Below are 15,360 nucleotides of genomic sequence, written 5' to 3'. Positions count from 1 at the left end.
CTAAATCATGCTTTAACTAGCTGAGTCCTCAGCTTTTTCAAAAGAGCTTGCACTTGTTTCCTAGTTTCGGAAAGGTCCTGTGCTGTGGATAGGATGAAATCCGCTCTTTTCCTTTTCTCTACATCAGGCATTTGCCGAGAAAGAAGTTGTTTAAACAGGTCTTCATTCATACCCGGACGCGCCATAACACGTTGCCTTTGTATAGACTCAGGCGCTGAAACAACGAGCGTATAATCAACATACTGATCACCACCTGTTTCAAAAAGAAGGGGAACATCAAAGACAACAATTTCTGCATTATTCTTAATAGCTGCCTCAAGAAACTCTTGCCTCAACGCGCCAACCCAGGGGTGTATAAAGCTCTCTAAGACTTTTAAATTTAGCGGATCGTCCCGCATATATTGCCCTAAAACAGACCTATCAATAGAACCATCTTTAACGGCGTCAGGAAAAACAGCCCGTATAAGATCTACAGCTTTTCCACCTTTGGCATACAGGGAATGAACCGCTTTATCAGCGTCAAAAACGGGACAACCTTCATCGGCAAACATCTGGGCCGTTGTCGTTTTTCCCATACCAATAGAACCAGTAAGGCCAAGAATCAAAGTTGATTTATTGCTCATCTAATTCCTGACTTTAGTGCAGAGTATAAAACCTCGCTTGGGTCAGAGTCTGGAGACGCCGTTTCACCAAAGAACAACCGAAAACTTGGGCGCGCTTGAGCAATCAACATTTCCAGCCCTCCAAGTGTTTTACAACCTTGTTTTTGGGCATCTTTTAAAAGCGGAGTGACACGGGGCGTGTAGATTAAATCGTAAACAAGCGAGTCTTTGTTCATACCAGTAAGTGAAATGTCTAAGGCAGGGTATCCAGCCATGCCTGCAGATGTCGCATTAACAAGAATATCAGAGGGAACGACATAGTTTTGTTTGTCTGACCAAGGCGTAAAAACGACACTCGGTAAATTTAAAGACTCAACAAGTTTTTCGGCTTTCTCATCGGTTCGGTTCACAACACGAATCTCAGGTACATTTAATGATAATAACGCACCTATAACGGCCTTAGCCGCGCCTCCGGCTCCAACCAATAATACAGAACTATGGGCTAATCTCTTTGCATCAAAATGTTTGAGCAAGGGGCGAGTAAACCCCTCTAAATCTGTGTTGTGCCCAATTAACTTACCATCCCGTTTATAAAGACAATTGGCTACGCCAAGCTTCTTCGCTTCCGGCGTACATTCATCTGCTGCCAAAAATGCCTCTCTTTTGAGAGGTAAGGTCACATTAACGCCAGAGATAGAGGTTTGTTTCAAACTTTGAAACGCACGTTTGGCTTCATCTGGTCTCACCACAAAAGGAATATAAGCACCTGATAAGCCAGATTCTTTAAGCCAGTAATTATGAATCACGGGTGACAGAGAATGATGAATTGGCCATCCACAAACCCCCGCGAGTTTTGGCAGTAAAGTCACATCATTACTCATGACGGGATAACTCCCCGGGTTCGAAAATACTCAAGCAAAGGCAATAATGGTAACCCTAAAATTGAGAAGAAATCTCCTTCAACATGAGAGAATAATTGCGCGCCTGGGCCTTCAAAACGGTAAGCCCCTACAGACTTTGTGAGAGCTTCACCTTCAAGATTAATATAAGTCTCTAGAAACTCGTCCGAAAAATCACGCACTGTTAATTTTGTCACTGCCAAATGACGCCAAATAGCCACACCATTTTCACAAACCACAACGGCGCCCATTAACTTATGCGTTTTACCGCGCATTTCTTTTAATCTCTGCCGAGCGGCATCTATCGTTGGTGGTTTATCAAATAATTGCCCATCCATAACCATTATCTGGTCCGCGCCGATGACAAACCCACTCTCTTGTCGACTGACGCGAAGAGCCTTTGCTTCTGCTAGGGCATCTGCAATATCCCTTAAACGAGACCCTTCCGATAACATTGCAGCCTTTATTGCCGCCTCATCCACAGGTTTTGATATGACTTCATAATTCAAACCTGCACCCCTAAGAATATCGGCACGAATAGAAGAGCCGCTCGCCAATATGATCCGTGCGTTCGTCGATATCACATGATTAGTTATGCTCATTATGGGCCTTATAGAGATTTATGATTTGAGCCGCGGTTTCTTCGATAGACTTACGAGTCACGTCAACGACTTTATACCCCTTCTTTAAAAACATACGTTTCGCCTGCCGCATTTCATCTCTTACGCGGTCTTGATCAATATAATCCGTTTGTCCTGTTTGCTTTAACCCCATAAGTCTCTGTTCACGTATTTGTACAATTCTATCTGGGGCAGCAACCAAGCCGACAATAAATGGTTTTGGAAACTGCTCTAAAATAACTGGTAGAGGTGCCCCGGGTACAAGCGGTATATTCCCTGCTTTATAGCCTCGATTTGCCAAATAAATACAAGTCGGCGTTTTCGAGGTACGGCTAACCCCTAATAATATAATGTCAGCCTCTTCTAAACCTTGAACTGACTGTCCATCATCATGCGCCATTGCATAATCAAGCGCCTCTATGCGGTTATAATATTCTGCATCCAAATTTCTTTGAGCGCCCACCTCTGATATTATAGACGCGCCCAAATAACGGCCCAACATAGCCAAAGTAGGATCCAAAATGGATACAGCGGGAATTTTGTGAAGGCGGCAAAACTCTTCGAGGCGTCTTCGGCGGTCAGGGTTCACCAAAGTGTACAGGACAACGCCTGGCTTATTCTCGATGGACTGCAGAGTTTGCTCTAACTGTGCCTCACTACGAACCAAAGCATGGATATGTTCCAACGCAGTTGCATTTCGAAATTGCGCTGTTGAGGCCTTCATCAAACCTACTAAGGTTTCCCCCGTTGAATCTGATACCAAATGCACATGAAAATAAATGGCAATATTACGTGAAGACGTTGTCATAGGCTCTCTTAGCCAGAAGGCTGCAAAACTACAATGAGAACTACGTTATGATTAAGACACAGTGAAAAACTGTGCCTATCCACATCTCACGACCTAAAATAACAAAGTCTGTGAGTTAAGAGAGCTATTTATAGCAAATCCCTAGATTTACCCCGCGTTAAAAACTAATAATCTTAATACTTTGAATCCTGGGGATAACTTATTATTCTAATTTTCTAAGATTTTTATCCTCAAAACTTATTCAACTATATTGCAACTTTCTCAACATATCCCCATAATTATAGTTATACACATACAAAATTATCCTCTGTGAGTTATACCGACTTCTCCTGTGACTATTAAGAAAGGTTACTCAAAGGTTAAGGCTGTCCACATATACAGGCTTCTACGACTATCACTTCTTTTTTAAAAAATATAAGAGAGGATTTGAAAGCTTCGGATAAGTTCGGGGAAGAACGAGAAATAACCCATGACGTCTAAAATCTTAGAAACCCTTCAAGGTAAAAAGAGTACTACGCCGCCAATATGGTTCATGAGGCAAGCTGGTCGTCATTTACCTGAATATTTAAAAATACGTGCAACAGCGGCTGATTTTATAGACTTTTGCTTTTCACCAGACAAAGCGGCAGAGGTAACACTGCAACCAGTAGATAGATATGATATGGATGCAGCCATTCTGTTTGCAGACATATTACTTATTCCTATCGGTCTAGGCAGAGATGTCCGTTTCGTAAAAGGCACAGGACCTGTGCTTGATCCTATCACGCCCATGGATATATCGCGTTTAAAGACACACGGCGCGGCAGACCGTATTGCATCAGTCTATAAAACTGTATCTAAAGTTCGCGCAAAACTCGCCAAAGATAAAGCCTTGATTGGTTTTTGCGGGGGTCCTTGGACTGTGGCGACTTATATGATTGAAGGTAAAGGTACCCCATCAAAAGAAGAGGCAAAGCGATTTGCCTATGAAAACCCAGAGGCCATGTCAGACCTGCTTGAAGCTCTGGTGGAATCAAGTGCAGAGTATTTGATAGGTCAAGCCAAAGCGGGGGCAGATGTCTTAAAGATATTTGAAAGTTGGGCCGAAGGCTTATCTCCGCAGCAATTTGATCGTCTTGTACTTTACCCCACTCAAGACATTATTAAACGTGTAAGGAAGGCAGGTGTGACTGTACCCATCATAGGCTTTCCGAGAGGCGCTGGATTAAATTCTATACGCTATGCGCATGAAACTGGAATTACAGCCATTGCGGCAGGTACCCAAATGCCGATTGATGATTTCCGCTGTGCAATACCGGAGAATATGCCTATTCAAGGGAATTTAGATCCATTGGCATTACGTATAGGCGGAAACGTATTACGCAAAGCAGTAGACCAAGTTTTGGAAGACGGAAAAAATGGACCTCATATTTTCAATTTAGGTCATGGCGTTACACCCGATGTGAAAATCGAGAATGTTCAAGCTGTGGTCAATCATATTCGTGGCAAAGAGGCACATTATGTTTGATTTATATTTGTGGTTGAAGGCTTTTCATTTAAGCGCTGTCATATTTTGGATGGCGGGGCTTCTCTATTTACCGCGCTTATTTGTTTATCATTCCGTTGCTGAAAAAGGCGGAGAACTTGAAGCTAAAATGGAAGAGGCTGAAGCAAAGCTTCTTCGAATAATTATGAATCCCGCTATGATAGCGGCCTTTCTATTAGGCTTAACTCTTATTGCGACCCAAGCCTCTCTTTATACGCAATCTTTATGGCTGCCTGTGAAGTTGCTCTTTGTTTTTGGTTTAATGGGGTATCACGGATTTCTTGCTAAAACCCGAAAAGCGTTTTTAGAGGGGGGAAGACCAAAATCTGAGAAATTCTTTCGGCGCATCAACGAAATACCAGCTCTTGCAACCTTAATTATTGTAATTTTGGTTATTGTGAAGCCCTTTTAAACATGACGAATTTGTCGCAGGGGATGCGGCTTATTACCATATTTCAGATAGTATTTAAGTGGATACTGTAACCCTCAGATATAAAGCTTATAGTTTAATATGTCTGGGATGATTATGTTTGAAAATTTCGATGCAATTCTATTAGCACGTATTCAATTTGCCTTTACGATTGCATTCCATTTTATTTTTCCAGCCTTTACAATTGGCTTGGCAAGCTATCTGGCTGTTTTGAACGGGAGTTACCTGAAAACTAAGGATAAGGCTTATCTGCAGCTTTTTAATTTCTGGGTAAAAATATTCGCGATTACATTTGCTATGGGCGTCGTCTCTGGCATCACAATGTCCTATCAATTTGGTACAAATTGGTCTATTTTTTCTGATATTGCAGGACCAGTTATTGGGCCACTTATGGCCTATGAAGTGTTAACCGCCTTTTTCCTTGAAGCTGGGTTTTTAGGCATAATGTTATTTGGCAGAGACCGAGTAGGTCCTAAATTACATATGTTTGCCTGTTCAATGGTGGCTTTTGGCACAGCTATATCAGCCACTTGGATTTTATCAGTAAATAGCTGGATGCACACACCAGACGGATATGTCCTTGCTGAAAATGGTCAGTATATCCCCGTGGATTGGATGAAGGTTATTTTTACGCCCAGTTTTCCCTATCGATTAGCGCATACCTTGACGGCGGCTTATTTAACGACAGCCTTTATCGTCGGCGGAGTTGGGGCATGGCACTTATTAAAAGGACGTTCTGATAATAAAGGGGTTAGGACGATGTTTTCTATGGCGATGTGGATGATAGCCATTACAGCGCCTTTGCAAATATTTTTAGGTGATTTGCACGGATTAAACACGCTTGAATACCAACCGCAAAAAGTTATGGCGATGGAAGGGCATTACGAAAGCCATCCAGAGGGCGCTCCACTGTATCTGTTTGGTATACCTGATGATGAAGAGCAGACATTAAAATATGCGGTCGGCATACCAAAACTGTCCTCATTAATCTTAAAACATGATCTTAATGCACCAATGGCTGGTCTGGATACTATCCCTGATGATGAACAACCGCCTGTAGCCATTGTGTTTTGGTCTTTCCGAATTATGGTAGGTATAGGGTTTTTAATGTTAGGGGCCGCTATAGTTGGTTTATGGGCTCGATTTAGAGGAGCCTTATACGACCATAAGTTCTTACATCGTTTTATGCTTTTGATGGGGCCCTCTGGATTAGTCGCTGTTTTGGCGGGGTGGATAACAACAGAGGTTGGACGTCAGCCTTATACGATCTGGAAATTATTAAGGACTGAACATTCAGCAAGTCCCTTAGATGCCCCTGCTGTTGGAGCGTCTCTTTTGGCTTTTATAATTGTGTATTTCTTCGTTTTTGGCGCAGGCGTTTTCTACATCTTACGACTAATGTCAAAACCACCCAAAATAAATGATATGGGTATGAATGCTGAAGAAGGCCCTATTCGGACAGCAGGGACAACCCCCGCACAACAAACGCAATCTCACCACTCAGAAATGATTTCCTCAATTCAAAAAGAGAAGGAATAAGCCATGGATGTAAGTGTTTGGTTGGCGAATTCTTGGGCGTTTCTTCTGGCGTTAGCCGTATTCATATATGTTGTTTTAGATGGTTTTGATCTTGGTCTCGGCGTTCTTTATCCGTTTTTTCCAAAGGAGAAAGATAGAGACCTTTTGATGAATACTGTCGCTCCGGTATGGGATGGTAATGAAACATGGCTTGTTCTTGGCGGCGGTGGTTTATTTGCGGCCTTCCCATTGGCTTATGGGATAATAATGCCGGCATTATATGTGCCTATTATCGCTATGTTATTGGCTTTGATTTTCAGAGGTGTAGCTTTTGAATTTCGGTGGCGCACAAAGCGCTGGAAAAAATATTGGGATATGGCCTTTATTGGCGGGTCAACGCTTGCCGCCTTTTCGCAAGGTATAGCGCTCGGAGCGCTGCTGCAGGGTATTAAAGTTGATGGCCGAGCCTATAGCGGCGGGTGGTGGGATTGGTTATCTCCGTTCTCCTTCTTAACGGGCTTAGCTGTGATTGCTGGATATGCGTTATTGGGATCTACGTGGTTGATTATGAAAACCGAAGGTGATGTGGAATCCCGCGCGCGTAAACTCGCTTGGGGATTTGGCCTCGCAACAATTGGTTTTATTGCCATTGTTAGCCTTTTTACGCCTTACCTTGAGACTGAATATTATAGACGTTGGTTTGAAATGCCAGGCTTGTTTGTAACGATACCTATGCCGGTAATAATTGCCTTTATCACATTTTATTTGTTTAAATCACTGAATATACATCATCACGAATATAGGCCGTTTATATTGTCTATCTTATTATTCGCGCTTTGTTTTATCGGATTAGGGATATCGATGTACCCCTATATAATCCCGACTGAGGTCACAATTGTGGAGGCGGCGACTCCGTTTATCTCTCAAATATTTATGTTTGTGGGAGCCTGCGTGTTAATACCCATTATCTTGGGTTATACAATTTATGCCTATTGGGTGTTTCGAGGGAAAGTGTCCCATGATGAGGGTTATCATTGATGCAAGACCAAGGCGGTAAATCCAACGCATTAAGTCGTATATTGTGGTTTGTTGGACTTTGGATTGCGGGGGTTTCCTGCATAAGCCTGTTAGCCTTTATTATTCGCTCTATGATTCTCTGAACTAATATTATTAGGCTTAAAGGAAAGGTGAATTGGTAAAATTCTGTCTCTAAATTCAGTGGCTTGACAAGATACTTGAAAAGACTTAACTGTAAATCAACGCCATTCGTGCGTCATCTCTTCTACTAAAACGATATTATACGCCTTTTAAACAGATCGAAGAGCCAACCCTCCCAAAATTAAGACTTAAATTATGACAGATACAACAAAACTCACATTGGAGGGCATGACCTCCATCAGCCTTGATGACCTCAAATTATTGAAACCAGCAGAATTGATTAAATTTGCCGAAGAAGTTGGTGTTGAAAATGCAGCGTCTATGCGAAAGCAAGAAATATTCTTTGCTGTGTTGAAAGACCTTGCAGAAGACGAAATTCAAATTAATGGCAGCGGCGTCCTTGAGGTGTTGCAAGACGGATTTGGTTTCTTACGCGCGCCAGAAGCGAATTACCTAGCCGGTCCTGATGATATTTATGTAAGTCCAAATCAAATCCGTAAAATGGGTTTGCGCACAGGAGACACTGTTTCGGGTGAGATTAGAAGCCCACGTGATAATGAGCGCTACTTCGCTTTGACGAAAGTTAAAGAGATGAACTTCGGCACACCTGAACAAGCTCGAAATAAAGCCCATTTTGATAACTTAACGCCGCTCTATCCGGATCAGCGTTTTCAGTTAGAAATCGAAGACCCAACACTTAAAGACAATTCTGGCCGCGTCATTGATATTGTATCGCCAATTGGTAAGGGGCAGCGGGCCTTGATTGTTGCGCCGCCAAGAACGGGTAAAACTGTTCTTTTACAAAATATCGCGCATTCAATCGAACGCAACCATCCAGAATGTTATGTGCTCGTTCTATTAATTGACGAACGTCCCGAAGAAGTGACGGATATGCAACGCTCAGTTAAAGGTGAAGTTGTTTCTTCTACTTTTGATGAGCCCGCCACACGCCACGTGCAAGTAGCCGAAATGGTCATCCAAAAGGCTAAGCGTCTAACGGAACACGGCAAAGACGTTGTAATTCTATTAGATTCAATAACGCGTTTGGGCCGTGCATATAATACAGTAGTACCTAGTTCTGGTAAGGTATTAACGGGTGGTGTGGATGCGAATGCGCTTCAACGTCCTAAACGGTTCTTTGGCGCAGCCCGAAATATCGAAGAAGGTGGATCATTAACCATTATCGCCACAGCTTTGATTGATACGGGGTCTCGTATGGACGAAGTGATTTTCGAAGAGTTTAAAGGTACAGGTAACTCTGAGATTGTTCTGGACCGTAAAGTTGCTGACAAGCGAATTTTCCCGGCGATTGACGTAACAAAGTCTGGCACGCGAAAAGAAGAGCTTTTGGTCGGGCCTGTTGAACTTCAAAAGACATATGTTCTTCGCCGTATTCTCAATCCGATGGGTACAATGGATGCGATTGAATTTTTACTTTCAAAACTCAAAGACAGTAAAACTAATTCGGACTTTTTCGAAAGCATGAATACTTAAGTGATATCAAATACATTCGAAAAGGGGGCCTTAAAGGCCCCTTTTTTAATCAGTTTTGATTTTACTTTGCGTCAATTTTGAAAACAGACTTCCAGCCAAAACGCCTGCGATAACTTGTAGGCTAATGCCAGGAAGGTCACGGGCACCCGAAATAATATGAATATTAAAAAACTGTGCCTTCATCATAAAGAGTAGAACAAAAACCGCAATTCCCCCTGCGGCTCCATAAATGACGGGGCGTCCGAATTTAACGATACGATAAAGGAGGGCTGAAACGGTGAAAGCAATAGCAAAGGCGATTAGGAGGAAGAAGCCATATAAGCTACCGAGATGATGTAAGTCATAAAAGGTCATGGAAAGACGATTAGAAAGAGATATGGTTTCGCCAAGCTGGCCGAGCCGCGCTAAAACAAATTGGGTTTGCGAAACAACGCCAATAAATACGGCCAATATTCCCGATAAGACCCAGGCCAGAACAAGGCGCAAAAAGTTATTCAAAGAAAACATAAAATCGCTTTCGGGCGATTGGCCCTGACCTTTCAAATGATTTGAGATAGGCTAGGCTTAAAACACTGAATGTCAAATAGGAGACATATCATGAAGCCTTTAAAGATAGCTTGCTATGCGGTGATAATGTTTATGACATCATCCTGTTTAGAAACACAAACAAGCCCAACCCTAGAAGAAATATCTTCAATAGCATTTGATATTAAGACAGAGGCTACTGCCTTGATAAACCCTTGGAGCGTTGCAGAGCTTCCTAATGGTGATTTTTTGATAACAGAACGCGGTGGACGGCTAATACGAGTTTCACAAGGAAAGCCAGTTGCATTAAGCGGTCTTCCCGATGACATCTTGGTCGCAGGACAAGGCGGTCTATTAGATATTGTATTGGCGCCAGATTTTACGGAAACGTCAGAGATATATTTTTCTTATGCTTATGGTCAGATAGAAGCCAATGGAACAGCTTTAGCAAAAGCAAAGCTATCATCGACGAATATTGAGGATGTGGAGGTTATTTTCAGAGCAAACCCGCCTAAATCAGCCCCGCAACATTTTGGTAGTAGAATAGCCTTTCTCCCAGACGATACGATTATTTTAACTCTCGGTGAAGGCTTTGCCCTACGAGAAGACGCTCAAAAACCAAACACTCACCTCGGGAAACTCATACGTCTGAATAGAGACGGGAGCGCGCCAATAAATAACCCTTTTATTGAATCACCAGAATATAAGGCTGAGATATATTCTTTAGGACATAGAAATGTTCAAGGTCTGGTTTTTGATAAGGCAACAGGCGTGCTTTGGTCGCATGAACACGGCCCGCGCGGCGGTGACGAATTAAATATAATCCGTCCCGGAGAAAATTATGGATGGCCCATTGTAACAAAGGGAACAGATTATAATGGCGCCCGTATCACGCCCTTTGAAGAAAAAGAAGGAATGGTAGAGCCAGTATATTATTGGGTTCCATCAATCGCGCCGAGTGGTTTGGCAATATATCGTGGAGACATGTTTCCTGAATGGCAAGGGGATGCCATAATTGGCGGACTGGCCTCCCGCGATCTGCGTCTGGTAAATTTAAAAGGGGGGCAAGCTGTAAACGAGATTGACCTCTTAAGTGATTTAGACAAACGCATCAGAGATGTTCGCATTGCAAAAGATGGCAGTCTTTTGGTTCTTACAGACGATGATGAGAATGGTCAGCTTTTAAGGGTATCAGCCAAATAAAAACCCGCCATAAGCGGGTCTTTTGACGTCTGAATTTTCGTACCTAGTTCGTAGGTGCATCTGCGGCGCGGCGCATCATTTCCTCGCGGAACATGGCAGCAAAATCCGGCGGCTCCAACATAATAGGTGGGAAGCCACCATTTTGAGTCATTTCCGCCATAATTTGACGGGCAAATGGGAAGAGAAGACGCGGACATTCAATTAGAATGAGTGGCTGAATTTCCTCTACACTGACGCCTTGAAAGGCAAACAGCCCAGCATATTCTAGCTCTGCGATGAAAGCGACATCAGAGCCTCTACTGGCTTCTGCTCGGAGCATTAAAGTCACTTCGACATTGTCGTTTTCAAGCATTTGGCGACCAATTTCGATATTAATACCGATTTGAGGGGCTGGGAGCCCAGAGCGTAAAGAATCTGGAGCATTTGGATTTTCAAAGCTCAAATCTTTCGTATATTGTGCTAATACACTCAACATGGGTCCAGCAGCTTGCTCCTGGGGCTGTTCCGTTGCCGGAGTAGGAGCAGCTTCGCCTTCAATGCTTAGGCTGTCGTCCTCTTGTTCTTTTTTTGGTTTTTTGGCCATATATGGCTCCCATAAGTAGGGTTATTGTTTTTAACGGGCGCGTGCTATCATGATGGCCCTATTGCCGCAATTCCTTATTGCGACAGTGCTCTACAGACCCTATCTGGTTGTTGAGACCTCTTGTTTCAACAGATTAAGTGAATTTAAATCGGAAAAGACGCCTTTATGTACGAAGTCATTCTTTATGCTGCGATTGCAACTGTTGTTTGCGTCATGTTTTATAGTGTTTTAGGCCGATCTGTCGGCAAAGGCCCAGAAGACGCGATTGACCCAGAAAACTATATAGGACTGAAAGAAAAGAATGGCCTGTCAGTGGTGACGCCAATTTCGCCAGAGATGGAATCAATTGGCGTAGCGGCGATAGCTAAAAAAGACCCTAATTTTTCTCCGGTACACTTTGTTGATATCGCAAAGCAGGTCTATTCAATGGTATTAGAAGCTTATGCAGCCGGGGATAAAGACACATTATCGAACCTTCTAAGTAAAGAGACTTATCTGGCGTATGAAGAGGCAATTGATGCAAGAGAATCTGCAGGACATAAACAGGTAACAGATTTAGGCCGATTAAGAAAAACCTCTATTAAAGAAGCTTCGCTTGACGGAAATATAGCAACCATTGCGGTTTTGTATGAAGCTGATCTTACATCTGCCCTATTAGATGATGAAGGTCACGTAGTACAAGGTGATCCAGACATTCTGTCCTCAATCTCAGAAGTCTGGACATTTGAACGAAATCTTAAATCATCTGATCCGACATGGCGTTTATCAGACGTAGAACCGTCTGAGGGCGACACATTAGAGGCTGACCCAACGCCAGATACAAAACCGTCAGCATAATAAATGCCTCGTTTACAGTTGTTCGGATTATTGGGCGCTATCGCCCTGACTGCCTGCGCCTCAACAGGAACGCCGCCTTATGATCAAGGACCCTTTGATAATGCGCCCATAAGTGACAATGGAACCATCATTCAGGCAGAGCCCTTAAATCTTCCGCCCCTTGCCCCAGAAATTCCAGCGCCACGCGCTCCAGTCACAGCGCCCCCTGAGGAACCATTAATAGAGGCCCCTCTTTGGTATGATAATCTCGCGCATTGGGCTGAAGCAGATCACAGACCAGCCAAGGCGGCCTTTACACGGTCCTGCCAAAGTTGGGTAAAGGCTGATCCGGACAAAGCTTTGAATCCAAATTTACCCCAATATGGAACCTACCGTGATTGGTTGCCAGCCTGCGCTCGCCTTGCTGCCTTCGATAAGACAAATGGTACGGATTCCAAATATAGCGCCCGATTATTTTTTGAGACAGAGTTCGCCCCGCTATCTTTGAAAACATTAAATGCTGAAGAAGGCTTGTTGACCGGATATTATGAACCAGAAATTCATGTGCGTTTAACACCAGACAAAACATATTATGAACCCATATTGGCTAAACCAACAAACGCCAGCATAATGAATTTGCCGCGATCAGAGATAAACGCAAAAAGTGCACGAGTCATTGCTTATGGACGGCCGATTGATGTGTTCTTTATGCAGATTCAGGGGTCAGGTAGAATTCGTTATAAAGATGGTCGTAGCCTGAGAGCAGCCTATGCAGGAAATAATGGAAAACCTTATAAATCTATAGGTCGTGTTTTGGTGGACCGCGGGGACATGAAGTTAAATAAGGCCTCGAAACAGGCTATAGAAAACTGGATGGAAAAGAACGGGCCGAAAAAAACAAAAGCGCTCATGAATGAGAATCCGCGCTATATATTCTTTGCTGAACAAACAATTAAAGAGGGTGAAGGTCCTAGCGGCGCCATGCGTGTCCCGTTGACAGAAATGGGTTCTATGGCCGTTGACCCACGATATCACCCTTATGGCACACTGGCTTGGCTTGAAACCAAGCTTCCACAAGAGGGTGGTGATTATAGAGGTGAGCCAGCTGGAGTTTTGGTTTCAGCTCAGGATACAGGGAGCGCAATTCGAGGCGCGCTAAGAGGAGACTTGTTTTTTGGGGCTGGCGATGAAGCTGGCGCTAGAGCGGGCGTTATGAAACACGCTGTGCGCTGGACATTATTAGTTCCAAAATCGATAGCCCCTCCTCTTATGGCGTTACCAAATAGCTAAATGATGCGATGAGTTGGGACAAAGAGAAAGCCTTAAAACCTCAAGATAAAGCGGATTGGAAACGTGTCGCCCGCACAGTTGCGCCGCGTCGATATTTTAAAGGCAAGGGCAGTGCAAAACCTCTGCCGACTCGAGAAGACTTTGCAAATATGTTGCGTATAGGGCCTGTGGAATCGGCGACAGCTAAGGCAATACCTAAAACCCTTGAAGTGAATAATGACAAGAAAACGCGCCGTGGCCGCGTAGAAATTGATGCGAAAATTGACTTACACGACATGACTCAAGCCGAAGCGCAGCCCGCTTTGGTAAAGGCTGTTATGCGGGCGGCCAAGCATAATAAGAAATGTTTGCTTGTAGTCACTGGCAAGGGCCAAAGATTAGACGGTGTTTTGCGCCGAAACTTCCCTAACTGGATTAATGATCCAAGCCTGAGACCACTTATAGCCACCTATGCACAGGCTCATATCAAACATGGTGGTTCTGGTGCGTGGTATGTGTTCCTAAAGCGTTAGATACGTAAAAGCGTTATAAAATAAACTTGCTCAAATCTTGGTTGCTTGCCAATTTTCCTACATGTTCGCGGACATAATCTGCATCAATTTTCAGATTTTCACCGCTTTTATCAGTAGCCGTGAAGCTGATATCATCAAGCAAGCGTTCCATCACAGTATGTAATCGCCGCGCTCCAATATTCTCAACATTTGCATTTACCTCTGCTGATATTTTCGCGATTTCGGCAATACCGTCTTCTGTGAAATCAAGCGTTACATCCTCGGTTTCCATGAGCGCTTTGTATTGTTTAATAAGGCTGGCTTCTGGTTCTGTCAGGATGCGAACAAAGTCTTCTTCTTTTAATGCTCGTAATTCGACTCGAATTGGAAGACGGCCTTGAAGCTCGGGTAACAAGTCAGAGGGTTTCGCAACGTGGAAAGCGCCGCTGGCAATAAAGAGAATATGGTCTGTTTTGACGGGCCCATATTTGGTTGCGACAGTTGTCCCCTCAATTAAGGGCAGTAAATCTCGTTGTACGCCTTCACGGGAAACATCGCCTCCGCGAGCATCTGAACGCGCTGTGATTTTATCTATCTCATCCAAGAAGACGATACCGTCTTGTTCCGCGCGCTCTACGGCTTCGCGCTTGATGGAGTCGTCATCTAATAATTTATCCGCTTCTTCTGAGAGCAAAGGGCCATGAGCGTCGCCTATACGGAGTTTAACTTTTTTAGTGCGGCCACCTTTTCCAAAAAGTGCCCCAAGGTCCATCATGCCCATGCTTGCGCCGGGTTGTCCTGGTATCTCAAAACCTTGAAAGGGCGAGCCAGTATCGGAAAGCTCTAACTCGACTTCTTTGTCGTCTAGCTCTCCAGAAATAAGCTTTTGTCTAAATTTACTACGTGTGGCCTCTCCTGCATTTTCACCGACTAGCGCATCAATGATACGGGCTTCTGCGGCTTTTTCAGCTTGAGCTTTCACTTGTTCCCGTTTTTGATCACGTAGCAACGTAATTGCCGCTTCGACCAAATCTCGAATAATTTGCTCGACGTCACGGCCCACATAACCCACTTCTGTAAATTTAGTGGCTTCTATTTTTATAAAAGGGGCTTGCGCTAGTTTCGCGAGGCGGCGCGATATCTCAGTTTTACCAACCCCTGTGGGGCCAATCATGAGAATGTTTTTAGGGGTGATTTCGCCCCGTAAATCGATTTCGACTTTTTTTCGGCGCCAGCGATTACGAAGCGCAATTGCGACCGCCCGTTTGGCATCGGCTTGAGCCACAATATGGCGATCGAGTTCAGAAACAATTTCTCTGGGTGTAAAACTATCTGTCATGCCATAAAAATGGGGCGGCTAACTATAAATTCAAGAGGGTTCTATAGCGTTCAACAGCG

General features: G+C 43.8%; 16 protein-coding genes. 9 read left to right on the top strand and 7 right to left on the bottom strand.

The features are described 5' to 3' along the window. Positions 1–5: 5 nt before the first annotated feature. From coaE to DES40_RS11080, 4 genes are read right to left on the bottom strand one after another with little or no spacing between them, the layout of a single operon-like run. Positions 6–623, bottom strand: coding sequence for a dephospho-CoA kinase (gene coaE, locus DES40_RS11095; RefSeq protein ID WP_121102123.1), 618 nt, complete (start codon positions 621–623; stop codon positions 6–8). Then, positions 620–1,483, bottom strand: a complete 864-nt coding sequence (aroE, locus tag DES40_RS11090) for a shikimate dehydrogenase (protein WP_121102119.1) — start codon at positions 1,481–1,483, stop codon at positions 620–622. Before aroE ends, coaE begins: the two co-directional genes overlap by 4 nt. Then, positions 1,480–2,103, bottom strand: coding sequence for a Maf family protein (locus tag DES40_RS11085; RefSeq protein ID WP_121102116.1), 624 nt, complete (start codon positions 2,101–2,103; stop codon positions 1,480–1,482). The genes aroE and DES40_RS11085 overlap by 4 nt, the downstream gene beginning before the upstream one ends. After that, on the bottom strand, positions 2,090–2,929 hold the full coding sequence (locus tag DES40_RS11080; protein ID WP_121102113.1) for a pyruvate, water dikinase regulatory protein: 840 nt from the start codon (positions 2,927–2,929) through the stop codon (positions 2,090–2,092). Before DES40_RS11080 ends, DES40_RS11085 begins: the two co-directional genes overlap by 14 nt. 469 nt (positions 2,930–3,398) lie before the next feature. On the opposite strand from DES40_RS11080, the gene hemE reads away from it, so the two are divergent. From hemE to rho, 5 genes are all read left to right on the top strand, one after another. Next, positions 3,399–4,436 carry a uroporphyrinogen decarboxylase gene (gene hemE / locus DES40_RS11075; protein ID WP_121102111.1) on the top strand — a complete coding sequence of 346 codons (1,038 nt, stop codon included), beginning with the start codon at positions 3,399–3,401 and terminating at the stop codon, positions 4,434–4,436. Continuing rightward, positions 4,429–4,866, top strand: coding sequence for a protoporphyrinogen oxidase HemJ (gene hemJ, locus DES40_RS11070; RefSeq protein ID WP_121102108.1), 438 nt, complete (start codon positions 4,429–4,431; stop codon positions 4,864–4,866). The genes hemE and hemJ overlap by 8 nt, the downstream gene beginning before the upstream one ends. A 114-nt stretch (positions 4,867–4,980) precedes the next feature. After that, positions 4,981–6,423, top strand: coding sequence for a cytochrome ubiquinol oxidase subunit I (locus tag DES40_RS11065; RefSeq protein ID WP_121102105.1), 1,443 nt, complete (start codon positions 4,981–4,983; stop codon positions 6,421–6,423). A 3-nt stretch (positions 6,424–6,426) separates the two neighbouring features. After that, positions 6,427–7,440 carry a cytochrome d ubiquinol oxidase subunit II gene (cydB, locus tag DES40_RS11060; protein WP_121102102.1) on the top strand — a complete coding sequence of 338 codons (1,014 nt, stop codon included), beginning with the start codon at positions 6,427–6,429 and terminating at the stop codon, positions 7,438–7,440. Between the two features lie 348 nt (positions 7,441–7,788). Beyond that, positions 7,789–9,054 carry a transcription termination factor Rho gene (rho, locus tag DES40_RS11050; RefSeq protein ID WP_121102951.1) on the top strand — a complete coding sequence of 422 codons (1,266 nt, stop codon included), beginning with the start codon at positions 7,789–7,791 and terminating at the stop codon, positions 9,052–9,054. A 45-nt stretch (positions 9,055–9,099) separates the two neighbouring features. On the opposite strand, the gene DES40_RS11045 is transcribed toward rho, so the two are convergent. After that, positions 9,100–9,561, bottom strand: a complete 462-nt coding sequence (locus DES40_RS11045; protein WP_121102096.1) for a hypothetical protein — start codon at positions 9,559–9,561, stop codon at positions 9,100–9,102. 90 nt (positions 9,562–9,651) lie between these two features. Here DES40_RS11045 and DES40_RS11040 point away from each other — a divergent pair, with 90 nt between their 5' ends. Beyond that, complete coding sequence (locus tag DES40_RS11040; RefSeq protein ID WP_233345584.1) at positions 9,652–10,782, top strand: PQQ-dependent sugar dehydrogenase; 1,131 nt, start codon at positions 9,652–9,654, stop codon at positions 10,780–10,782. Positions 10,783–10,825: 43 nt separating this feature from the next. Here DES40_RS11040 and secB read toward each other — a convergent pair whose 3' ends face one another. Further along, positions 10,826–11,257: a protein-export chaperone SecB gene (gene secB / locus DES40_RS11035; RefSeq protein ID WP_407656793.1), complete on the bottom strand. Its 432-nt coding sequence runs from the start codon at positions 11,255–11,257 to the stop codon at positions 10,826–10,828. Between the two features lie 273 nt (positions 11,258–11,530). Between secB and DES40_RS11030 the strand changes: the two genes are divergently transcribed. From DES40_RS11030 to DES40_RS11020, 3 genes are read left to right on the top strand one after another with little or no spacing between them, the layout of a single operon-like run. After that, positions 11,531–12,202, top strand: a complete 672-nt coding sequence (locus DES40_RS11030) for a Tim44/TimA family putative adaptor protein (protein WP_121102090.1) — start codon at positions 11,531–11,533, stop codon at positions 12,200–12,202. A gap of 3 nt (positions 12,203–12,205) precedes the next feature. After that, the gene (gene mltA, locus DES40_RS11025) at positions 12,206–13,471 is read left to right on the top strand and encodes a murein transglycosylase A (protein WP_121102087.1); all 1,266 of its coding nucleotides are present in this window, start codon (positions 12,206–12,208) and stop codon (positions 13,469–13,471) included. A gap of 8 nt (positions 13,472–13,479) precedes the next feature. Beyond that, positions 13,480–13,983, top strand: coding sequence for a Smr/MutS family protein (locus tag DES40_RS11020; protein WP_121102084.1), 504 nt, complete (start codon positions 13,480–13,482; stop codon positions 13,981–13,983). Positions 13,984–13,996: 13 nt separating this feature from the next. On the opposite strand, the gene hslU is transcribed toward DES40_RS11020, so the two are convergent. Further along, on the bottom strand, positions 13,997–15,301 hold the full coding sequence (gene hslU / locus DES40_RS11015; protein ID WP_121102081.1) for an ATP-dependent protease ATPase subunit HslU: 1,305 nt from the start codon (positions 15,299–15,301) through the stop codon (positions 13,997–13,999). Positions 15,302–15,360 lie beyond the last annotated feature (59 nt).

The sequence above is a fragment of the Litorimonas taeanensis genome, from assembly GCF_003634015.1.
GTDB lineage: Bacteria > Pseudomonadota > Alphaproteobacteria > Caulobacterales > Maricaulaceae > Litorimonas > Litorimonas taeanensis.
This window is presented reverse-complemented; position numbering and strand designations above follow the sequence as displayed.